The organism is uncultured Roseobacter sp., from assembly GCF_947496515.1.
GTDB lineage: Bacteria > Pseudomonadota > Alphaproteobacteria > Rhodobacterales > Rhodobacteraceae > Roseobacter.
The window spans coordinates 144114-166476 of the sequence record NZ_CANMDB010000011.1; the positions used below are offsets into that span (position 1 = coordinate 144114).

The following is a 22363-nucleotide window of genomic DNA, read 5'->3' on the forward strand; positions in this document are numbered from 1 at the left end:
GAGCTGATATGAGCCGAAAGAGACTGGTGGTGATCGGGGCGGGCATGGCCTCGGGCCGCGCGTTGGAGCAACTCTTTGCAACGGAGCCCGATGGCTGGCACGTCACGCTTTTCAATGCGGAGCCACGCGGCAGCTACAATCGCATCATGCTGTCGCCGGTGCTGTCGGGCGAGAAATCCTTCGACCAAATCATCACCCATGACGCTGACTGGTACGGGCAGCACGGCGTGACCTGCCGCTTTGGCGAGCGGGTCACGGCCATCGACACGCAGGCCAGAACGGTCACCGGCACGAAAGGGACGGTGGCCTATGACAAGCTGCTCATTGCGACTGGCTCCGACCCTTTCGTGATCCCGCTGCCCGGCCATGATCTGGCGGGCGTGATCGCCTACCGTGACGCTGATGACACCCGACGGATGATCGATGCTGCCGCCCAGCCGGGCGCACGGGCGGTGGTCATCGGGGGCGGGCTTCTGGGGCTGGAGGCGGCCGCCGGGATGCGTGCGCGCGGTATGGCAGTGACGGTGGTGCATCTGCCCGGTCACCTGATGGAGCGTCAGCTGGACCCCGCGGCGGGTGAGCTGCTGTGCCATGCGCTTGAGGATAAGGGCATCACGGTGCGACTTGGTGCGAACTCCGCCGAGATCATCGGCAAAGACGGTCATGTCCGCGCGCTGCGACTGGCGGACGGCACGGAGATACCCTGCGATCTGCTGGTCATGGCCGTTGGCATCCGGCCCAACGTCGCGCTCGCCACGCACGCCGGTCTCGCAGTCGGTCGCGGCATTGAGGTGGACGACCAGATGCGCACCTCCCACCCGGATGTGCTGGCCATCGGCGAATGTGTGGAGCATCGGGGTGCGCTCTTCGGGCTGGTTGCGCCGCTCTATGATCAGGCCCGGGTTGCCGCGCAGACGCTCATGGGGCAACCGGCGGCCTTTTTGCAAAAGACCCTCGCCACCAAGCTGAAAGTGACCGGGTGCGATCTCTTTTCGACGGGTGATTTCGAGGCAGGCGACGGCCGCGAGGACATTGTCTTTCGCGACCCCGGACGCGGCATCTACAAGAGGCTGGTGATCGAGCGTGATCGGTTGATCGGGGCGGTCATGTACGGTGATACCGCTGATGGCAACTGGTTCTTCGGACTTATCCGCGACGGGACCGACATCTCGGCGATGCGCGAGACACTGATCTTTGGTCCGGCGTATCAGGGAGGGACCCAGCCGGACCCGTCCGCAGCCGTTGCAGCCTTGCCGCATGATGCGGATACCGGTGGCTGCAACGGCACGGTTCGACGCACTCTCTCTGCCTGGGGCCTCGGTTCGACAGACCCTCGCACCACGTCACCCCGGAACGTCGCCTGATGGACGGGAGTGGTTTGCCAGAGACACGCTCTGCCTGCCCCTACTGTGGTGTGGGCTGTGGCGTCCTGCTGCGCCCGGACGGGCAGGGCGGGCTGGCGGTGCGGGGCGATCCCGATCACCCGGCGAACCATGGCAGGCTGTGTTCCAAGGGCAGCGCTCTGGGCGAGACGGTCGGGCTGGACACCCGGTTGCTGGCACCGCAGGTCGACGGACGGTCTGAGAGCTGGGACACAGCCCTTGATCTGGTCGCGGCGCGTTTCAGCCGTACCATCGCCGATCACGGGCCGGACAGCGTGGCCTTGTATGTGTCGGGCCAGTTGCTGACAGAAGACTACTATGTCGCCAACAAGCTGGTGAAAGGCTTCATAGGTTCGGCGAATATTGATACGAATTCAAGGCTTTGTATGGCATCGACCGTTGCGGGTCACAAGCGTGCCTTTGGCACGGATACCGTCCCCGGCACCTACGAAGACCTTGATGAGGCGGATCTGGTCGTGCTGGTGGGGTCCAATCTGGCGTGGTGCCACCCGGTGCTTTACCAGCGTCTACTGGCGGCGCGCGCCGCCCGGGGGACACGGATCATCGTGATCGACCCGCGTCGCACAGCGAGCTGTGATCAGGCGGATCTGCACCTGCCACTGGCGGCGGGCAGCGATGTGGCGCTGTTCAATCATCTGCTGACCCAGATCTACGAAGGGGGCGCGGTTGATACAAGCTATCTCCGGCACGTTGCCGGTTTCAATGACGCACTTGAGGCGGCCTATGCCGATGACGTTGCGGTAACCGGACTTGATCCCCGGGACCTCGCCGCCTTTTGCAGATCGTGGGTCGGGACAGAGCGCGTCGTCACCGTCTTCAGCCAGGGGGTCAACCAATCCACCGCAGGCGCCGACAAGGTGAATGCCATTCTGAACTGCCACCTTGCCACGGGTCGGATCGGCAAGCCGGGCTCCGGGCCGCTGTCTGTCACCGGCCAGCCCAACGCCATGGGCGGGCGCGAGGTTGGTGGCTTGGCAAACATGCTGGCCTGCCATCTGGATCTGGAGAACGCCGATCACCGTACCGCGGTGCAGACCTTCTGGGAATGCGCGCCGCTGCCGGACAAGCCGGGGCTCAAGGCGGTTGATATGTTCCGTGCCGTGGGCCGGGGGGATATCCGGGCGCTCTGGATCATCCACACCAATCCCGCCGTTTCCATGCCCGAAGCGGACGCCGTCGCGCGTGCCATCGACGCCTGTGAGTTCACGGTCGTGAGCGACATCACCGCCCAGACCGATACCGCGCGATTGGCGGATGTGGTGCTGCCCGCCACCGCCTGGGCGGAAAAGAGCGGCACCGTCACTAACTCCGACCGGACCATCAGCCGCCAGCGTGCGGTTCTGTCCGCCCCCGGCGACACCCGCGCCGACTGGCATATTCTGGCGGATGTGGGCCGCCGGATGGGATGGCAGGCGGCTTTTGATTATCAAAGCCCGGCGGAGATCTTTCGCGAATACGCGGCGCTGTCGGGCATTGCTGGCGGGCTGGGCCGGGATTTCGACATCTCCGGGCTCAGCACGCTCGACGATGCCGCCTATGATACGCTGGCGCCCGTGCGCTGGCCGGTAAACGCCGCGCGGCAGGGCGGACGGTTCTTTGCGGACGGCGCGTTCTTTCATCCGGATGGCAAGGCGCGGATGCTACCCTTGCGCTGGCGCGGTCCTGTGGCAAAGACCTGGCCGCGCTATCCGTTCCGGCTGAACACCGGGCGCATCCGCGATCAGTGGCACACAATGACCCGCACGGCCCTGTCCCCGCGGCTCTCGGCGCATCTGGCGGAACCCTTCGTGGATATTCATCCGGCGGATGCCGCGGAACTTGGCGTGCGCCCGCCGGATCTGGTGCGCCTGCGCAGCCCCCATGGTACCGCGATCCTGCGCGCCCGGCTGACCGAAGCGCAGGGCCGAGGCGCATTATTCGCGCCAATGCACTGGACGGGCGAGACGGCACCCTGCGCGCGCATCGACGCGCTGGTACCGGGCGAGGTCGATCCCATTTCGGGCCAGCCGGAAAGCAAGGCAGCCGTGGTCGCGGCAGAGCGGTTCGATGCCACTTGGTACGGGTTCGCCGTCTCGGCCCGGCCTTTGCACCCCCAGTCGGACTACTGGGCCCGCGCGCGGACCCGCAGCGGCTGGCGCGCCGAGATCGCAGGCCGTACCGAGATCACCGATTGGGAGGCCGAGGCGCGCAGGCTCTTCGACCTGCCGCCGGAGATGTCCGTTCAATCCCTGCGCGACCCCGCGCGCGGCAGCGTCCGTCTGGCCTTTGCCGAGGGTGGTGTGCTGGTGGCGGCGCTCTTTGTCTCGGCCAGCCCGGTCGCGGTGATGCGCGACTACATCGCCGGTCAGACAGGGCAGCACGCCGATGATGTGCTGACCGGGATGACACCGCGCAACAAACCCGATCCCGGCCCGGTGCTCTGCGCCTGTCTTGACGTGGGCATCAACACGATCCTGCAGGCCATTGAGGAGGGCGGTTTGACGAGCGTTGATGCCATTGGCGCTGCTTTGGGTGCCGGGACCAACTGCGGCTCCTGCCGGCCGGAGATCGCGGCGCTGCTGGCAGGTAGCCGGGCGCGCGAGGCGGCGGAATAAGCCTGCGTGCGGGCCGCGTAGAGGAGTTAGGCAGATGAAGAGCTTTCCCATGTTTATCCGCACCACCGGGCGCCGGGTTGTCATCCTGGGCGGTGGCGAGCAGGCAGCCCAGAAACTGAGGCTGATCCTGAAGACAGATGCGCAGATCTGCATTGCCGCCCCCCCGCTGGATCCCGAACTGCGCGATGCGGTGGATCGCGGGCGGGCCTGCTGGCACCAAGGGCCGGTGACACCTGCGTTCTTCAAAGGGGCTGTCATGGGGTTTGTCGCGACTGGCTGCCCGGGCCTTGACGCCAGTCTGCAGGCGCTGGCGCGCGTCGCCAGTTGCCCCGTCAACGTGGTGGATCAGCCGGGGCTTTGCGATCTGACAACGCCGTCCATCGTGGACCGTGATCCCGTGGTCGTGGCCATCGGCACCGAAGGAACCGCGCCGGTGCTGGCGCGCCAGATAAAGACCCGGATGGAGGAGATCCTGCCCCCAACGCTGGGCGGGCTCGCGGAAAGTGCGGGCCGGTTGCGCAATGCAGTGGCCGCGCGTGTGCCGCGCCCCTTGCGGCGCGCCTTCTGGCGGTGGGTCTTTGCGGAGGGGCCCTATCGGACCTGGACCCGCGGCGCTGAAGGTGACGCCATGGTGCAGATCAAGAAGGCGATCGCACAAGGCGCGGCCCCCGAACCTGCGCAGGACGGCTCCATCGCGCTCATTGGCGCGGGGCCGGGCGCGCGCGATTTGCTGACGTTGCGCGCGGTCGCCCGGCTGCAGGAAGCGGATGTGATCTTTTACGACCTGTTGGTCGAGCCGGAGGTGCTGGAGCTGGCGCGACGCGATGCAGAGCGGGTGTTCGTGGGCAAGGTGGTCGGGGCACACGCCTGGCCGCAAGAGCAGATCAACGCCCGGATCGTCGCCGAGGCGCGCAAGGGTGCGCGCGTCGTTCGTCTGAAATCGGGGGATCCGGGCATCTTTGCGCGCGCGGCAGAGGAGCTCACTGCGGCGCGTACCGCAGGTATCCCGGTGGAGATCGTCCCCGGTGTGACCGCCGCCTGCGCCGCCGCAGCCAGCGCGGGGATGAGCCTGACAGAACGCGGGGTAGCCAATACGCTGGTGCTGTCGACTGGGACCGCCGCTGCCGGTGCGCCGCTGCCTGACAGCACGCGGCTCTGCGGTCCGGGCACCAGCACGGCCTTCTACATGGCCGCCCGGCAGGCGTCGGAGATCCAGGCCGGGTTACGCGCGCGCGGACTGCCGGGCACGGCAGAGGTGACCATCGCCGCCAACGTCTCAAAACCCTCCGAACGGATCATCACCGGCCAGTTGGCGGAGCTTGCAGCGCTCGTCCGCCGCGAGGGCATCACCGGCTGCGCGATTATCCTGGTGACCTGGCCGATGGCCGCCGCAGCGCAGCGACCCAAACATGCGCCACGTCTGGTCGCCGCTGGCTAGAAACCCGTGCGCGGGATCGCTCTGTGTCAATGAGACCGACCGCGCGAGAGTTCCCACCACCGTGGCAAGCGCATCAGCTTTCCTGCCGCTTCTCCCGCAGCCGGGCAAAGTAGTCGATGCGCTTTTTCATCTCGCGTTCAAAGCCGCGTTCGGGCGGTGCGTAGAATGCCTCGCGCGGCATGTCGTCGGGAAAGTAGTGCTGACCCGAAAACCCGTCTTCGGCGTCGTGATCGTAATCATATCCCGCGCCATAGCCCTCGTCCTTCATCAACGCGGTGGGGGCGTTGAGGATATGTTTGGGCGGCGGGGCAGAGCCCGTTTTCTTCGCCAGGCGCACCGCGGCCTTGTAGGCCACGTAAGTCGCGTTCGACTTCGGCGCGAGCGCCAGGTAGATCACGGCCTGCGCCAGCATCAGCTCCCCCTCGGGCGAGCCCAGCCGCTCGTATCCCGACCAGGCGTCCAGACACAGGCGCACCGCCTGCGGATCTGCCAGCCCGATGTCCTCGCTCGCCATCCGGGTGATGCGCCGGGCCAGAAAGCGGGGGTCTTCCCCCGCCACCAGCATCCGCGTCAGCCAGTAGAGTGCCGCATCCGGGTCCGATCCGCGTACGGCCTTGTGCAACGCGGAGATGAGGTTGTAGTGACCATCGCCCGATTTGTCGTATTGCGCGGCGCGGCGTTGCAGCCTCTCGCCCAACTGCTCCGGATCCAGTGGCTTGGCGGGATCCGCGGTCGCCACCTGTTCGATCAGGTTCAGCAAGGCGCGCCCGTCGCCGTCTGCCATCTCCACCAGTGTTTCGCGTGCAGCGGGGGTGAGGGGCAGGGGGGCTGCCAGCTCCGCCTCGGCGCGTTTGATGAGCTCGCGCAGGCCGCCCGTGTCCAACCGTTTCAACACCAGCACCTGCGCGCGCGACAGCAGGGCGGCGTTCAACTCGAAGGACGGGTTCTCGGTCGTGGCCCCCACCAGCACGATGGTGCCGTCCTCCATATGCGGCAGGAACCCGTCCTGCTGTGCCTTGTTGAAACGGTGGATTTCGTCCACAAAGAGCAATGTGCCGCGTCCGTTCGCAGCCCTGGCCTTGGCGGCATCGAACACGCGGCGCAGCTCGGCCACGCCGGAAAAGATCGCACTGATCTGGACGAAACTGCGGTCCGAGGCATCTGCCAGCAGCCGCGCGATGGTCGTCTTGCCGACACCGGGCGGCCCCCAGAATATCAGCGAGGTCAGCTTGCGCGCGGCCAGCATCGCGCCCAGGGGCGCTGTTTCGGCCAGCACATGGTCCTGACCCACCACATCCTCCAGCCGCGCGGGCCGCAACCTGTCGGCCAGCGGTTGATCAGCGGCGGTACGCGCAGGTGCGGCCTCATTTGCAAAAAGATCACCCATGCTCCCTGTCTACCGGACCCGCCAGCCCGCGCAAGCCAAGACGCGCGGTCGGGCAACTTGACAAAACACCGGCGCTGCGAGACAGACCGCCCATGATGCAATCGGTGATCATGGTGGCAATTGGCGGCGCGCTTGGTGCGACGTTGCGGTTCCTTTGGGGCGTGTCCTTCATGCGCCTTTTCGGGCCGGTGGAATTTCCGGTGGCGATCATGACCGCCAATATCCTCGGTTCCTTCCTGATGGGCGCCTTCGTGGTGCTCGCGGCGCACAAGGGGCTGACCCATCTCAGCCCGCTGATCATGACGGGTCTGCTGGGCGGGTTCACGACGTTTTCGGCTTTCTCGCTGGAGGCCGTGACATTGATCGAACGGGGCCAGAGTGCGGCCGCCGTGGGCTATGTGGCGCTTTCGGTGGTTTTGTCGCTGGGCGGTCTGATGCTGGGCCTGTGGCTTGTCCGGTCGGTGCTGGCATGAGCAGTGTGCAGACCCTGACCATTGGCCCCGATGACGGCGACCAGCGGCTCGACCGATGGTTCCGGCGACAGTTCCCGCACGTGCAGCAGGGCCGAATTGAAAAGATGTGCCGCAAGGGCGAGATCCGCGTGGACGGGGGCCGGGTCAAACCTGCGACCCGGCTGCAAAGCGGTCAGGCGGTGCGCATCCCGCCCTTGCCCGATACCGCCGCGCCGCCCGTCCAGCATCGTGCGGTGTCTGATGCGGATGCGCGCATGATCCAGGGCTGCGTGATTTACCGTGACGACGCGGTGATCGCGCTCAACAAACCGTCCGGCCTGCCGACGCAGGGCGGCTCAAAGCAAACCCGCCACGTGGATGGTCTGGCCGAGGCGCTGAAATTCGATCTCGACGAAAAACCGCGGCTTGTGCACCGGTTGGACAAGGACACCTCGGGCGTATTGCTGCTGGCGCGGACGCGCGCGGCGGCGAGGGCGCTGACGGCCTCCATGCGGCACAAGGAAACGCGCAAGATCTACTGGGCACTGGTGGCGGGCGTGCCAACGCCCTACCTGGGCGAGATCCGCTTTGGCCTCGTCAAGGCGCCCGGTCGTGGCGCTGCCGGTGAGGGGGAGCGGATGATCGCCCTGCACCCGCGCGAGATCGACGACACCCCGGGCGCGAAACGCGCCCATACGCTTTATGCCACCCTCTACCGGGCGGGCAGCCGCGCCTCCTGGGTCGCGATGGAGCCCATCACGGGCCGCACCCATCAGCTGCGCGCGCATATGGCCGAGATCGGGCACCCCATCGTGGGCGACGGTAAATACGGCGGCTCCGGTCAGGAAAACCTCGGCGATGGCTGGGGCGCGCAGTTGGGCGGCGTCATCTCCAAGAAACTCCACCTGCACGCGCGTATGATGCGGTTCGAGCACCCCGAGAGCCGCAAGCAGATCACCGTGACGGCGCCTTTGCCGGATCACATGGCGCAAAGCTGGGAGACCTTCGGCTGGACCGATGATCTGGCCGCCGAGGACCCGTTCGAGGCATTGTCATGAGCGGCGCGCAGCGGCTGGTGATCTTTGACGTGGATGGCACTTTGGTGGACAGCCAGGGCGATATTCTGGCCGCGATGAAGGTGGCGTTCGAGGCGGTCTCGCTGCCAGCGCCGTCACGCGCTGAGGTGCTGAGCATCGTGGGGTTGTCCTTGCCGCAGGCTTTCGCGCGACTGGCCCCCGATGCCGACCACGACCGTATGATTGCCGCCTACAAGGAAGGCTATATCGCGCTGCGCGCGCAGGCTGGCGTGGCACAGTCATCGCCTTTCTATCCCGGTGCGCGCGAGGCGCTTGCGCGGCTACAGGCCCAACCGGATGTCCTGCTGGGTGTGGCGACGGGCAAATCCAAACGCGGGCTCGACAAACTGATCGAGGGACACGGGCTGGAGGGTGTTTTCGTCACCCGGCAGGTGTCGGATTTTCATCCCTCAAAGCCACATCCGTCGATGATCCTGCAGGCGATGGCGGAGGCGGGTGTAGCGGCGCGCGGTACTGTCATGATCGGTGACACCAGTTTTGATCTGCAGATGGCGGCGTCTGCAGGGGTCGCGGCGGTCGGCGTGTCGTGGGGCTATCATCCCGTGGCCGATCTGGCAGCGCACCGGCCCCGTACGATCCTGCAAGACTTCGCGGACCTTGACGCGGCACTCGATGCCTTGTGGGCGTGCACCCCGTGAGTGAGTGGCGGGCGAAGCGGTTCTGGAAGGCCGCCAGCGTGGTGGAGGCCTCCGGTGGCTACGAGGTCGCGCTGGATACGCGGGTCGTCAAAACGCCCGCCAAGGCCGCCCTTTTGCTGCCCACCCGTGCGCTGGCCGAGGCCATTGCCGCGGAGTGGGACGCCCAGGAAGATCAGATCGACCCGCTTTCGATGCCCTTTACCCGCACGGCGAATGCCGCCATCGACAAGGTTGGCCTGCAAAGGGATGAGGTCGCCCGGATGCTGGCGGACTATGGCGACAGTGATCTGTTGTGCTACCGCGCGGATCAGCCCGAGGCGCTGGTGACCCGGCAGGCGGCAGAATGGGACCCGATGCTTGACTGGGCCGACGCAGAGCTTGGTGCCCGGCTGGAGGCGCGCAGCGGGGTCATGCACGTGCCGCAGCAGCGCGAGGCGCTGGCGCGGCTGAGCGCGCAGGTCCATGCCTTGTCCGACTTTGAGCTGGCTGCCTTTCACGATCTGGTCAGCCTGTCCGGGTCGCTGATTCTAGGCTTTGCTGCCGCACGCGGCGCGCGGCCCATCGACGAGATCTGGGACATCTCGCGGCTGGATGAGATTTGGCAGGCCGAACAATGGGGTGCCGATGACGAGGCGGAGGCCACGGCGGCGATCAAGCAATCGGCCTTTCGCCACGCAAAGACCTTTTTCGACCGCGTCCAGCCCGAATTTTAGCGCTACCGGGAAACAAACTGTCACCGCAGCCCCGACAGCGCCGATTTTGCCGGTGTTACCCTTGACGTTGTGAGCGGAGTCCGAGCAGTATATGGGCCACTTGGCGGGTCAAACTCGCCATTTCGTCCCCGGCCGCCAGAGGCGCCGGTCGAACCGTCGAATACCGGCGGAAAATCAGGAAGAGGTAAAAATGAAAAAATCTGTAGTTATTGGCGCGCTGACCGCCGCCGGCCTGTCGGCTGGTGCTGCGGCTGCCAGCACGTTGGAAGACGTCAAGGCACGCGGCTCGCTGAACTGTGGTGTGTCCACAGGTCTGGTCGGGTTCTCGTCGCCAGACGCAAATGGCACCTGGCAGGGCTTTGACGTGGCGGTCTGCCGCGCGGTGGCTGCCGCTGTTCTGGGTGACCCAAACGCTGTCGAATTCGTCGCGACAACCGGCAAGACCCGCTTTACAGCACTTGCCTCGGGCGAGATCGACATGCTGGCCCGCAACACAACCTGGACGCTCAGCCGTGACGTGGACCTCAAGTTCACCTTTGTGGGCGTAAACTATTACGACGGTCAGGGCTTCATGGTGCCAAAGGAGTTGAACGTCTCCTCCGCCAAGGAACTCGACGGCGCGACAGTCTGCATCCAGACCGGCACCACAACCGAGCTGAACCTCGCGGATTTCTTCCGGGCCAACAACATCAACTACGAGCCCGTGCCTGTTGAGACCAACGCCGAAGCACAGCAGCAGTATCTGGCCGGTGCCTGTGACGTCTACACCACAGACGCCTCTGGTCTGGCCGCGACACGCGCTGCCTTTGAGGCACCCGACGCGCATGTGCTGCTGCCCGAGATCATCTCCAAGGAGCCGCTGGGACCGCTCGTGCGTCACGGTGACGACGAATGGGGCGACGTGGTGCGCTGGACGCTGAACGCGCTGATCTCTGCTGAAGAACTGGGCGTGTCCTCCGCCAACGTGGCCTCGCTGTCCGAGAGCGCAAACCCCGAGACACCGGAGATCAACCGGATGCTGGGGACCGAAGGCAACCTGGGTGAGATGCTCGGCCTCAACGCTGACTGGGCGGCCAAAGCCATCGGCGCGGTTGGCAACTACGGTGAGATCTTTGCCAAGAACATCGGTGAGGAAACACCGGTCGGTCTGGCACGCGGCCTGAACGGCCAGTGGGAAGACGGCGGGCTGCTCTACGCACCGCCCTTCCGCTAAGAACCATACGGCCAAGGGCGCAGGGATCATCCTGCGCCCTTCGCTTTTATAGACCAACGAAAATTTTCACGACCAGCGAGACACGGCAAAAGTGTCCGTTAAAACAAGGTCGGAACCACGGGGAACATTCCATGACGACATTGTCCGACCCGCCACAGGGTTCGTTCCGCCTGTCGATGCTGATCTACGACACGCGCTACAGGTCACTGACATTCCAGGCGATTGCGGCCATTCTTCTGGCGCTGGCGATCTGGTATCTGGGCAGCAACCTGATCCAGAACCTGCGCGTGCAAGGCCTCGACATCGCCTATGATTTCCTCGTCGATCCGGCAGGCTATGACATCAACCAGACATTGATCGAGTACGACAGCCAGTCCGCCCACTGGCGCGCAGCAATCGTCGGTATTCTGAACACGCTGCTGGTGGCGTTTCTGGCCTGTGTCACGGCGACGGTCTTTGGGGTTTTTGCGGGCGTGCTGCGGTTGTCGAACAACTGGCTGGTGCGCAAGCTGATGTCCTTTTACGTGGAGATCTTTCGTAACATCCCCGTGCTGATCTGGATCCTGATCATCTTTTTCATCATGATTGCCGTCATGCCAGCGCCGCGTGCCTTTCGCGGTGACGAGCCGGACGCGACCATGCTGCTTGGGCTCTTTGCCTTTACCAACCGCGGCGTCTACATCCCCGCTCCCGTCTGGGGGCCCGGGTCTCTGGTGGTGGTCGCGACCTTTGTGGCGTCAATCATCGGCATCTTTGCCTACCGCCGCTATGCGACCAAGCTGCTGTATGACACAGGGCGTCTGCTGCCGACGGGTTGGCCCAGTCTGGTCATCCTGATCGTGCCGACGCTACTGGTGTTCTTCATCATGGGGCGGCCCATTGGTCTCGACGTACCGGAACTGGGTGGGTTCAACTTCCGCGGGGGTATCCAGGTCGGCGCACCGCTGATCGCGCTGTGGTTTGCGCTGTCCATCTACACCGGCGCCTTTATCGCAGAGAACGTACGTGCGGGCATTCAGGCGGTGAGCAGGGGCCAGACCGAAGCTGCCGCGGCCCTGGGCCTGCGCCCGGGTCGGGTGATGAAACTGGTGGTTCTGCCGCAGGCGCTGCGGGTGATTATCCCGCCGCTCATCTCCCAATATCTCAACATCACCAAGAACTCCTCCCTGGCGATTGCCGTGGGATACGCGGACATTACCGCGACACTGGGGGGCATCACGCTGAACCAGACCGGTCGCGCCATCGAATGCGTGCTGCTTTTGATGCTCTTCTATCTCACCATCTCGCTGACAATCTCGGCCGTGATGAACGTCTACAACAATTCCGTCAAACTGAAGGAGCGCTGAGACAATGTCCGATACACATGCTCAATCCGTTGCCTTCGTCCGCGACACAGAGATCCCGTCGGCCCCGCCACCCTATGCGGCAACCGGCCCGGTCAAATGGATGCGCGAAAACCTGTTCGCCACCCATGCCAACGGGGCGCTGACGCTCATCGCGCTGTATGTCATCTGGTATGTCCTGTCCGGCGCGGTTCCGTGGATCTTCAATGGCCTCTGGAATACGTCCAGCCTTTCTGAATGTCGCGAGGTGCTGGACGGGACCGTCGGTGCCTGCTTCTCGGTGCTGACCGAACGGTGGAATCAGTTGCTCTTTGGGTTCCAATACCCCGAGGAATACTACTGGCGGCCGACACTCGCGTTCTTGCTGCTCGGCGTGGCTGCAGCCCCGGTGCTGTTTTTCGACCTGCCGCGCAAGATGCTGGCCTTTACCGCCATCTACCCTTTTGTCGCCTACTGGCTGATCTGGGGCGGAACCATGCTGACGCCGATCGTGGCGTTTCTGGGCGTGGCCGCAGGGGCGATGGTCTACAAGCGCTTCGTCACCGGCAGCTTTGCGTTGGGCTTCTTCGGCGGTATCTTCGCGGCCTTTGTCGTCTGGAACCTCGGGGGTTTTCTCATCTCGGACACCGCTTCGGACACTGCCATGCTGGGCGCTGTGCCCAGCCGCGATCTGGGTGGCTTCATGCTGAACATGATGCTGGGTGTGACCTGCGTGTCCCTGTCCATTCCCATCGGCATCGCGCTGGCGCTCGGGCGGCAGTCCTCCATGCCGCTGATCAAATGGATCTGCGTTGTTTTCATCGAATTCATTCGCGGCGTGCCGCTTATCACCCTTTTGTTCGTGGCGAGCGTCATGCTGGCTTACTTCTTCCCGCCGGAATCCTCGCTCGATCTGTTCCTGCGGGTGGTGATCATGATCACGATGTTCTCGGGTGCCTATATCGCGGAGGTGATCCGCGGCGGGCTCGCGGCGCTGCCGAAAGGCCAGTACGAGGCCGCTGACAGTCTGGGGCTCGATTACGCTCAGGCGATGCGGCTGATCATCCTGCCACAAGCGCTGAAGATCTCCATTCCCGGCATCGTTAACATTGCGGTGGGTCTGTTCAAGGACACTACACTGGTGTCGGTGATCGGCATGTTCGACATCGTCGGCATGATCCGGGGGCCGATCCTCGCGTCCACCGAATGGAATGGCGTCTACTGGGAGCTTCTGGGTTTTGCCAGCGTGCTCTTCTTCATCGTTTGCTACGGCATCTCGCAATATTCGCAATGGCTCGAACGCCGTCTTGCGACAGACCATCGTTAAAGGAGGCCGAACCCATGGCTGACCAAGCAACTCAAATGCAGGTCTCGGACGAGATCGCGATCACCATCAACAAGATGAACAAGTGGTACGGCACCTTTCACGTGCTGCGCGACATTGACCTGACCGTAAACCGCGGCGAGCGCATTGTGATCTGTGGGCCCTCGGGATCGGGCAAATCGACACTGATCCGCTGCATCAACGCGCTGGAAGAGCACCAGCAGGGCTCCATCGAGGTGGATGGCACGCTGCTGTCATCGGACCTCAAGAACATCGACACGATCCGGTCAGAGGTCGGCATGTGCTTTCAGCACTTCAATCTCTTCCCGCATCTGACCATCCTTGAGAACTGCACGCTGGCGCCGATCTGGGTGCGCAAGACCCCCAAGAAGGAAGCCGAAGAGACGGCGATGCATTTCCTGGAAAAGGTCAAGATCCCCGATCAGGCGAATAAATACCCCGGGCAGCTGTCCGGTGGCCAACAACAGCGGGTCGCCATCGCGCGGTCCCTGTGCATGCGGCCCCGGATCATGCTCTTTGACGAGCCGACATCCGCGCTCGACCCGGAGATGATCAAGGAGGTGCTCGACACCATGATCGAGCTTGCCGAAGAGGGCATGACCATGCTGTGCGTGACGCACGAGATGGGCTTTGCCCGGCAGGTGGCGAACCGCGTGATCTTTATGGATGCGGGGCAAATCGTCGAGCAGAACGAGCCGGAGGCGTTCTTCAACAACCCGCAAAGCCCGCGGACGCAGCTGTTCCTCAGCCAGATCCTCGGTCACTGAGCCATCGGCTCTGGCCCGGTGCCCGCACAGGGGCGTCGGGCCAGAGGCTGGGACATTCAGCCTCAAACGTGAAACACCCAAGGTTCATGCAAAAGCGCCGTTCCAAAGGTGGGCGCAACAGTGACTGTTGCGCGGGCGCTGCAATCAAAGCGGGGTGTCGCAGGTTAAAGGCTGGACGCTTCAGGGCAGCTCTCGCGGAACGACGAAGTCGACCACCTTGCCCGGGCGCATATCCGGCGCGTGCCAGCCCGTGATCTCCAGGTCGACGACCAGCGTGGCCCCGGTGGGATAGTCGTCAAAGCGGGGATGCTCCGGCGGGGCCACCACGATCCGCCGAGCGAGATCCGCGATGCCGGGGTTGTGCCCGATCATCAGGACGCGGGTGCCCGTTGCCTGACGGAGCACGTGCCGCATCTGATCCGCCGTCGCATGATAGAGCGCGTCGGTGAGACGCACATCCGCACCCTCAGCCAGGGAGAGACCCGCCAGCGTCTCCCGCGTCCGTCGGGCGGAGGAGCAGAGCACGGTGTCGGGCAGGCAGTCGGGCGTCTCACCGAGCCAGCGCCCCAGACGCTTTGCCGCCTGCTGTCCGCGGGCGTTCAGGGGCCGATCAAAATCGCGCAGGCCCGTATGGCTCCAATCGGATTTCGCGTGGCGCATCAGGATCAGCCGGTGCATGTCATCCTCCCGTAAAGGCAGCCATGTGAAAGGCCGACTGCTGCGGTGCGCGGTCAAACCGCGCCGAGACTGGGCAGGCGCGCCGAGCTTTGCAGCCCTGCTCCATGCAATCGGTGCCTGCCGGTGTTGCCAGAAACGCCTTGCAGGCCGACACATCATAGGGCGCATCACTGCTCAACGCGCCTACGGGGCAGCTTTTCGTGCAGGGCTGTTCCTCACAGCTGAGGCAGGGGTTTGTGACGGCAGGTGGCGCGCCAATGTCCGTCGCGAAATGCACCGCGCCGCGGATCGAGATCATCAGCCCCGCGCGGTTATGGATCATCATACCCGTGGGGCTCTGAAAGAACTGCTTGGTCGCCAGAGCCCAGGCGATGAAGGGCAGATAGGGTGGCCCGTCGGAGGGGAAGGAGGTGCCAAGCGCATCGAACCGGTCGGCCAAACCTCCGATCACCCGCTTGGACCAGGTGTCAAGCGGGTCGGCCACACCCTTGGTATACTCCGGCGCTTGCTCAAAGACCTGCCAAAACTCCGCATCGGCCCCGAGAAGCGCGATGCTGGCGCCATGCTCGCTCGTGTCAGGGCGACAGACACCCATCACAAAGAGCCCCTTTGCCCGCGCTGCGTCGCTCAACTCGTCGAGGATCATTTGCGCAGGAAGGGAAGCGAAAGTGACCAGCCAAACCGGCTGGGGCGGTCGTCCTGCCATTCCAGACCCACCTGCATGTCATCGTGACCGGCGCGCGGCTGGGGAATGTAGGTGCCAAAGAGCTGATCCCAGATCGACAGGGAAAAGCCGTAGTTGCTGTCATGCTCGTCGCGGTGCACCGAATGATGCACCCGGTGCATGTCAGGCGTCACAAGTACCCGCCGCACAATCGCATCGAGCCAGAGTGGCAGCCGGATATTGGCATGGTTGAACATCGCCGTCCCATTGAGCAGGATTTCAAATACGATGACCGCCAGTGCCGCGGGCCCCAACAGATAGACCAACCCGATCTTAAGAAGCATGGACAACCCGATTTCCACGGGGTGAAAGCGGATGGCGGTGGTCACGTCCATGTCCACATCCGCGTGGTGAACCCGGTGCAACCGCCAGAGCAGCGGCACCTTGTGGGTGATCAGATGCTGGGCCCAGATCGCAAAATCGAGGATCAGGATGGCCAGCGCAAACTCCAGCCAGACAGGCCAGCTCACCGCGTTGAAAAGACCCCATCCCTGCGCCTGGGCATCCAACGCCGCCCCGACCGCCAGCAGCGGCATGGCCAGCGCCAGCGCACGCAATGTCAGCGCATTGGCAATGGTGATCCCCCAGTTCGTGGTCCATCGCCGGCTGCGTGTCTGACTGCGCACCCGCCGGGGGGCCAGTGTCTCCAGCGTCGCCAGAATGGCAAAAAGGCCAAGGAAAACGCCCAGCCGAATGATCGCTTCATGTTCCATGTCGCCTAGGTAGTACGGGCCGCGCCGGGCACCAAGAGGGCATAGGGACACATCTGTGTCAGTCGGCGCGGATGATGGATCCTGCACCATGTTCGGTGAAGAGCTCCAGCAGGCAGGCATTGGGTGCCCGACCGTCGAGGATCACTGCCGCCCGCACACCACCGTCGATGGCCGCTAGCGCCGTTTCAGTCTTGGGGATCATGCCGCCCGCGATGATGCCCTGCGCTGTCATCTCGCGGATCTGCGCGGCGGTGATCTCCGTCACGACCTCACCGTCGGCGTTCTTCACACCCGCCACATCGGTCAGCAGCAAGAGCCTGTCCGCCTTCAACGCCGCAGCTATCGCACCGGCCGCGGTATCGCCGTTGATGTTGAAGGTCTCGCCATCGCGCCCGGCGCCCAACGGGGCGATCACGGGGATGTATTCGCCCGCCGCCAGATCGGTGAGCACGCGCGGGTTCACCGCCTCGGGCGTGCCGACAAAGCCCAGGGCAGGGTCGGTTTCGCGGCAGGTGATCAGACCTGCATCCTTGCCCGACAGCCCCACGGCACAACCACCCTGACCATTTATTGCCTGCACGATGCGCTTGTTCACCACACCGGCGAGCACCATTTCGACCACTTCCATGGTTGCTGCATCGGTCACACGCTTGCCGTCCACAAAGCGCGAGGGGATCTGCAGCCGCTCCAGCATCGCGTTGATCATCGGCCCACCACCGTGGACGATCACGGGGTTCACGCCGACCTGGCGCATCAGCACCACATCGCGGGCGAATTCCTCCATCGCGGCATCGCTGCCCATGGCGTGACCACCGAGCTTGATCACGACAGTCGCTCCCGCATAGCGCTGCAGATAGGGCAGGGCCTTGTTCAGCGTGCTCGCCGTTGCAATCCAGTCGCGGTTCATGTCTTGGGTCTTCATCGTGTGTTGCCGGTGGCTAGTTTATCGTTGGGCGGGCGTTGCACTGCAAGGCCCTACTCAAGTGTTGCAATCAGTGCGCGCAGGGTCGGGATGCCCCAGCCTTTTTCGCTGGAGGTGACAAGGATCTCGGGAAAGGCGGCGGGGTGTTTTGACAGCGCACCGCGGACCTGATCCAGCACCTTGCCCCGTTCCTTTTCCTTGACCTTGTCGGCCTTGGTCAGCACCGCCTGAAAGGTGACAGCGGCAGAATCCAGCAGGCTCAGGATTTCCTCATCAACCTTCTTGACGCCGTGGCGCGCGTCAATAAGCACGAAGGCCCGGCGCAGGGTCTGGCGGCCGGAGAGATATTGCTTGAGCAGCTTTTGCCATTTCTCCACCACCGGAACCGGCGCATTGGCGTAGCCGTAGCCCGGCAGATCCACCAGATAATGAGTGTCACCGGCGGTGAAGAAGTTGATCTCCTGCGTGCGGCCCGGTGTGTTGGACGCCCGCGCCAACCCCTTGCGCCCGGTCAGCGCGTTGATCAGGGACGACTTGCCCACGTTGGACCGGCCCGCAAAGCAGACCTCCATCCGGTCGGGTTCCGGCAGCCCGGACATGGCGACCACGCCTTTGACAAACTCGGTCTCTCCGGCAAATAGGATCCGGCCCGCTTCCAGTGTCTCCGGACCCGGATCCTCCGCCACCGGGAAGGGCAACTGGCTCACAGCGGTACCACCGCATCCTGCAGACTGACGGTGCCGCTTTCGATCACCTCGCAGCGCAGGCTGAAATCCTGATGCCCCCAGGTCTTGAGCACGCCCAGCAGGTCCGCATCACGTTCGCCCGTTTCCGGGTTCGCGGCGGTGGCGAGGCAGCGGTCGGTCCGTTCGCGGGCGCGCAGAACGGCGCTGCCCACGCGGATCTCGCGACCGATCCAGTCGAATTCCGCCCAGGGCGCATCGCTGTCAAACCACAGGTTGCCACGCCAGCGGTGGATCGACAGCGCGTGGCCTGCCTGCGCTTCCACGGCGCGATGGGACGCCATGTTGCACAAGGTGACGGAGGGGAACTCGCTGTCGGTAAAACCGCGACCGTCAAGCCGGATCACCCGTGCGGGCAGCGCGCGGTCCTGCGGGACCAGTGGCATGACCCAGTCGATCAGCGCGGCCTGGTCGTGATCCGGGCGGACGGCCAGATCCGGCCTGTCCGGATGCGACAGATGCAACCGTTCTTCCGCCTCATCGAACCGTGCGGTGATCGCCATGAGGGCAGGGGCCTTTGAGCCGCGGCTGAAGTTGGCGCACCGCGCCCAGGCACTGCCATCGGCCTTGGAGGTCTCATGCGCCACCGCCCAAACCCTGTCCCATGGCATGGTCGTGCCCGCGTCCAGAGCCACCTGCGCCAGAGGTTCACGTCCGTGGCTCTTGAGCGGGTGGCGCAGGATCTGGGTGATCTTCATCCCTTACTGTCCGTCTTGGATTTCTTGCCAAAGCTGCCCTTGATGTTGCCGAAGACGTCCGGTTTGTACCCCTGACTGCGCATGATCAGATATTGCTGGATGAAGGTGATCGTGTTGTTGGCAATCCAGTAGACCACCAGCCCGCTGGCAAAGCTGCCAAGCATGAACATGAAGACCCACGGCATCCAGGCAAAGATCATCTGCTGGGTAGGATCGGTGGGCGCGGGGTTCAGCTTTTGCTGCAGCCACATGGAAATGCCCAGCAGCAGCGGCAGGATGCCGATGAAGATGAGCGCCAGGATCGTGTTTGGTTCCGGCCCCTGAAACGGCAGGAGGCCGAAGAGGTTCATGATCGACGTCGGGTCGGGCGCGCTGAGGTCCTGAAACGGGCCGAAGAAGGGCGCGTGGCGCAGCTCGATCGTGACAAAGATCACCTTGTAGAGCGAGAAGAAGATGGGGATCTGCATCAGGATCGGCAGGCAGCCCGCGGCTGGGTTCACCTTTTCGCGCTTGTAGAGCTCCATCATGCCCTGCTGCATCTTCTGCCGGTCGTCGCCTGCCTCTTCTTTCAGTTTCTCCATCTGCGGCTGCAGTTCCTTCATCTTGGCCATGGAGACGTAGGATTTATAAGCCAGTGGAAAGAGGATCGCCTTGATGATGAGTGTCAGCCCGATGATGGCCCAGCCCATGTTGCCAATCAGCTTGTTGATCTCATGCAGCAGCCAGAAGATCGGCTTGGTCAGGAAAAAGAACCAGCCCCAGTCGATACTGTCGATGAACTTCGGCACATTGGCGTCGGATTCGTAGCCACGCAGCACCGCCCATTCCTTGGCCCCGGCAAAGAGCCGCGTGGTGATCTCTGCGGTGCCGCCGGCGGCGACCGTCTGCGTGGGCATCCGGGTGATGGCGCGGTAGATATCCGTGCGCGCGTCGTAGGTCAGGGCCTGGTCAAAACTCGTGCCCGCCTGGGGGATCAGGATCGCTTGCCAGAAGTGATCGGTAAAGCCGATCCAGCCTGCGGAGACGTCTTCACTGACGATGGCCTGACGCCCCCAACGCGGGTTGATCTCGGCTTCGGTGATCTCGCTCCAGTCGGTCTCGGCCAGCTCTTCGTCGGCCATGGCGACAGCGCCCTCGTGAAGGATAAAGAAGTTCTCCAGATCGTCGGGTTCGGTGTGCTGCACGACCATGCTGAACGGCGCAAGGTTGACCGGTGTGGCGCCCTCATTGGTGACACCCTGGGTCATGGTGAACATGTAGTCTTCGTCGACGGAGAGGGTCCGGGTAAAGACCAGGCCTGCGCCATTGCCCCAGCGGAGCGTCACGGGGCTGCCAACGCCCAAGGTGTCGCCGCTTTGCAGCGACCACTCGGTGTCTGGCCCGGGCACGGCATCAACGCCCGCGCCACCGGCCCAGCCCTGCAGAGCATAATACGCATCGGGCGTGCCCTGCGGCGACAGCATGGTGACAATCGGGGCGTCCGGATCGACCGTGGTGCGATAGTCCTTGAGTTGCAAATCGTCGATCCGCCCGCCGATCAGCGATACTGACCCGGTCAGCCGGTTCGTCTCGATGCTGACGCGCGGTGCGTCTTCGAGCGAGGTGCCGGGCGTCAGTGCGGCCGTGTCCGGCGGCGCGGCCTGATCGGCCAGCGGTGCGGCCGGGACGTCCGTTGCGGGGGCGCCTGTTGCCTCCTCTGCGGTGACCGGATCCAGCGGTACGTCGGGTTCGGGTGGTGGAAACAGGACGAACCATACCAGTATCACGATGAAACTGAGTGCCGTTGCAAGAATGAGGTTCTTGTTTTGATCGTCCATGTGGGACAGCCGCCTGCTCTCTGTTCGCTATCAGCGAGGTTCAACAGAGTGCCGGGCCAAAGGTCAAGCGGAATCGGGTGTTTTCGGCTGTTTTCAAACGCTCCGCCAACGATGGTTGGTCGGACGTGATGGCGCGGTCTTCAGCTGGCTTTATTACCCAGAATGTGGGGGACATCAGCCAGTTTTGCGTTGTGCTTTTCCATCCACTCGATCGTCTCGTCAAAGGGCATGGGTTTGCCAATGCCGAAACCCTGAACGTGATCGCAGCCGAGCTGCGCAAGCAGGGCGTGTTCCCCGACGGTCTCGACCCCTTCGGCCAGTGTTTTCACGTTCAACCGCTCGGCCATTGTGAGAATGGCACTGATCATGCGTTGTTGTTCGGAATCGCGGTCAGCCCGCATGACAAAGGACCGGTCAATCTTGATCCGACCAACGCTGAACCGGCGGATGGATGCGATTGACGCGTGGCCGGTGCCGAAGTCGTCAAGGTCAATCTGGCAGCCCAGATCGGCGAGCCCGTTGATATTGCGCGTGATCGTGTCATCGCCCGCGTTGGCCACGACCGTCTCCAGCACCTCGACCGCAAGCCGTTCGGGGGTCAGTTCGAAACGGTCCAGTTCCCATTTGACCTTATCGACCAGTCGCGGGTTGCCGAGTTCGGGCCCGGCGAAGTTCACGCCGACCTGCGGCACGGATTGACCGGCAGCGTCCCAGGCCTTTACCGCTGCCAGCGCCTGAGTGGTCATGACCTCGGCCAGCGCCTCCAGCATGTCGGTCTGCTCGATAACCGGCAGGAAGTCGGCGGGTGAGATCATGCCGCGTTCAGGGTGGTGCCAGCGGGCCAGTGCTTCAAAACCGGTGACCAGCCCCGTATCGGTGGAGATCTGGGGCTGAAACCAGGGTCTGATCTGACCGCTTTCGAGGGCGGTCGCCACTTCCTGTCGCAGCTCTGCCCGGGTCTCGACCCGGTGTTTCATTTCGACCGAATAGCTGCGGATGCTGCCCGTGCCATGTGCCTGAGCCTCGCGCAGCGCAATGCCTGCGGCCTCCATCCAGGCGCGGGGCGTCATGCGCTCCTTTTTGTTCTGCTCGGCGAAACCCACGCTGGAGGTGATGTAGACGACGGTTCCGTCGACGGAAATCGGCTCTTCCAAGGCCGTCTGGATGCGGCCTGCAAGCTGCATGCAAAGCTCAAGGTCCAGTTGTTGGACAGGGGTCAGACAGGCAGTGAACCCGTAGTCTGAGGTCTTTGCCACCAGATCATCGGTGCGCAGGGTCGCGACGATCCGTTCACCGACGCGCATCGCGACCGCCTCGGCGACAAGCTCACCGAACCGGTCGATCAACTCCTTCGTGGCGTCAATCTCGATCTTGAAAATCGCTGATCGCAAGGCTGTGGTCCGCGTCTTTTCGGCCCATTCCGCGATCTTTGGCTGGAACCTCTGCCGACTGGTCAATCTGGAACCAGCACCCGTACCATCCTCATCGCGCGGGTGCGCGCCGATCAGGAGAACGTAGACCAGCGGCATGAGAACCGCGATCCCAACGAGCGCCAGATCGCCACCCATCCAGAAGGCCCCGAGACAAAGAGCCGGCAAACATGCCATCGCCAGAGGATGCGTCAGAACAGACGTGAGCCGTGTCCGAGCCCGGTAGATGCGATCCGCGAAGATGCCTGGCATATGGTCTGACCTTTCCG

At 63.9% G+C, this 22363-nt stretch carries 19 protein-coding genes and 1 pseudogene; 11 read left to right on the top strand and 9 right to left on the bottom strand.

The window, feature by feature from the left end; genetic code table 11:
• Positions 1-8: 8 nt before the first annotated feature.
• The 3 genes and pseudogenes from Q1A53_RS18045 to cysG form a co-directional block, all read left to right on the top strand.
• Positions 9-1286, top strand: a pseudogene (locus Q1A53_RS18045) (FAD-dependent oxidoreductase); the annotation flags it as partial.
• A gap of 77 nt (positions 1287-1363) precedes the next feature.
• Positions 1364-3997 (top strand): nitrate reductase, encoded by a 2634-nt coding sequence (locus Q1A53_RS18050; RefSeq protein WP_299969100.1) that lies wholly within the window; start codon positions 1364-1366, stop codon positions 3995-3997.
• 34 nt (positions 3998-4031) lie between these two features.
• Positions 4032-5435 (top strand): siroheme synthase CysG, encoded by a 1404-nt coding sequence (gene cysG, locus Q1A53_RS18055; protein WP_299969102.1) that lies wholly within the window; start codon positions 4032-4034, stop codon positions 5433-5435.
• A gap of 73 nt (positions 5436-5508) precedes the next feature.
• On the opposite strand, the gene Q1A53_RS18060 is transcribed toward cysG, so the two are convergent.
• On the bottom strand, positions 5509-6822 hold the full coding sequence (locus Q1A53_RS18060) for a replication-associated recombination protein A (RefSeq protein ID WP_299969105.1): 1314 nt from the start codon (positions 6820-6822) through the stop codon (positions 5509-5511).
• 92 nt (positions 6823-6914) lie between these two features.
• On the opposite strand from Q1A53_RS18060, the gene crcB reads away from it, so the two are divergent.
• The 8 genes from crcB (at position 6915) to Q1A53_RS18100 (ending at position 14369) form a co-directional block, all read left to right on the top strand.
• On the top strand, positions 6915-7295 hold the full coding sequence (crcB, locus tag Q1A53_RS18065) for a fluoride efflux transporter CrcB (RefSeq protein WP_299969107.1): 381 nt from the start codon (positions 6915-6917) through the stop codon (positions 7293-7295).
• Positions 7292-8332: an RluA family pseudouridine synthase gene (locus Q1A53_RS18070; protein WP_299969109.1), complete on the top strand. Its 1041-nt coding sequence runs from the start codon at positions 7292-7294 to the stop codon at positions 8330-8332. Before crcB ends, Q1A53_RS18070 begins: the two co-directional genes overlap by 4 nt.
• Positions 8329-9009 carry an HAD-IA family hydrolase gene (locus tag Q1A53_RS18075; RefSeq protein ID WP_299969111.1) on the top strand — a complete coding sequence of 227 codons (681 nt, stop codon included), beginning with the start codon at positions 8329-8331 and terminating at the stop codon, positions 9007-9009. Before Q1A53_RS18070 ends, Q1A53_RS18075 begins: the two co-directional genes overlap by 4 nt.
• Positions 9006-9722: an ATP12 family protein gene (locus tag Q1A53_RS18080; RefSeq protein ID WP_299969113.1), complete on the top strand. Its 717-nt coding sequence runs from the start codon at positions 9006-9008 to the stop codon at positions 9720-9722. The genes Q1A53_RS18075 and Q1A53_RS18080 overlap by 4 nt, the downstream gene beginning before the upstream one ends.
• Positions 9723-9912: 190 nt before the next feature.
• Positions 9913-10935, top strand: a complete 1023-nt coding sequence (locus Q1A53_RS18085) for an amino acid ABC transporter substrate-binding protein (RefSeq protein ID WP_299969115.1) — start codon at positions 9913-9915, stop codon at positions 10933-10935.
• A 131-nt stretch (positions 10936-11066) separates the two neighbouring features.
• On the top strand, positions 11067-12281 hold the full coding sequence (locus tag Q1A53_RS18090) for an ABC transporter permease subunit (RefSeq protein WP_299969117.1): 1215 nt from the start codon (positions 11067-11069) through the stop codon (positions 12279-12281).
• Between the two features lie 4 nt (positions 12282-12285).
• Complete coding sequence (locus Q1A53_RS18095) at positions 12286-13584, top strand: amino acid ABC transporter permease (protein WP_299969119.1); 1299 nt, start codon at positions 12286-12288, stop codon at positions 13582-13584.
• Between the two features lie 14 nt (positions 13585-13598).
• Positions 13599-14369 (top strand): amino acid ABC transporter ATP-binding protein, encoded by a 771-nt coding sequence (locus Q1A53_RS18100; protein WP_299969121.1) that lies wholly within the window; start codon positions 13599-13601, stop codon positions 14367-14369.
• 180 nt (positions 14370-14549) lie between these two features.
• Here Q1A53_RS18100 and Q1A53_RS18105 read toward each other — a convergent pair whose 3' ends face one another.
• From Q1A53_RS18105 to Q1A53_RS18140, 8 genes are all read right to left on the bottom strand, one after another.
• Entirely contained in the window at positions 14550-15047 is a 498-nt protein-coding gene (locus tag Q1A53_RS18105) for a histidine phosphatase family protein (RefSeq protein ID WP_299969123.1), read from the bottom strand.
• Position 15048: 1 nt separating this feature from the next.
• Positions 15049-15693 (bottom strand): ferredoxin, encoded by a 645-nt coding sequence (locus tag Q1A53_RS18110; protein ID WP_299969125.1) that lies wholly within the window; start codon positions 15691-15693, stop codon positions 15049-15051.
• Entirely contained in the window at positions 15690-16484 is a 795-nt protein-coding gene (locus tag Q1A53_RS18115) for a sterol desaturase family protein (RefSeq protein WP_299969127.1), read from the bottom strand. The genes Q1A53_RS18110 and Q1A53_RS18115 overlap by 4 nt, the downstream gene beginning before the upstream one ends.
• A gap of 58 nt (positions 16485-16542) precedes the next feature.
• Entirely contained in the window at positions 16543-17406 is an 864-nt protein-coding gene (argB, locus tag Q1A53_RS18120; RefSeq protein WP_299969129.1) for an acetylglutamate kinase, read from the bottom strand.
• Positions 17407-17459: 53 nt separating this feature from the next.
• Entirely contained in the window at positions 17460-18113 is a 654-nt protein-coding gene (yihA, locus tag Q1A53_RS18125) for a ribosome biogenesis GTP-binding protein YihA/YsxC (protein WP_299969132.1), read from the bottom strand.
• Positions 18110-18847, bottom strand: a complete 738-nt coding sequence (locus tag Q1A53_RS18130) for an MOSC N-terminal beta barrel domain-containing protein (RefSeq protein ID WP_299969134.1) — start codon at positions 18845-18847, stop codon at positions 18110-18112. Before Q1A53_RS18130 ends, yihA begins: the two co-directional genes overlap by 4 nt.
• Positions 18844-20664 (bottom strand): membrane protein insertase YidC, encoded by a 1821-nt coding sequence (gene yidC / locus Q1A53_RS18135; protein ID WP_299969136.1) that lies wholly within the window; start codon positions 20662-20664, stop codon positions 18844-18846. Before yidC ends, Q1A53_RS18130 begins: the two co-directional genes overlap by 4 nt.
• Before the next feature lie 140 nt (positions 20665-20804).
• A complete protein-coding gene (locus tag Q1A53_RS18140; protein WP_299969138.1) occupies positions 20805-22346 on the bottom strand; it encodes a GGDEF domain-containing phosphodiesterase in 1542 nt (513 codons plus the stop codon).
• Positions 22347-22363: the final 17 nt, after the last annotated feature.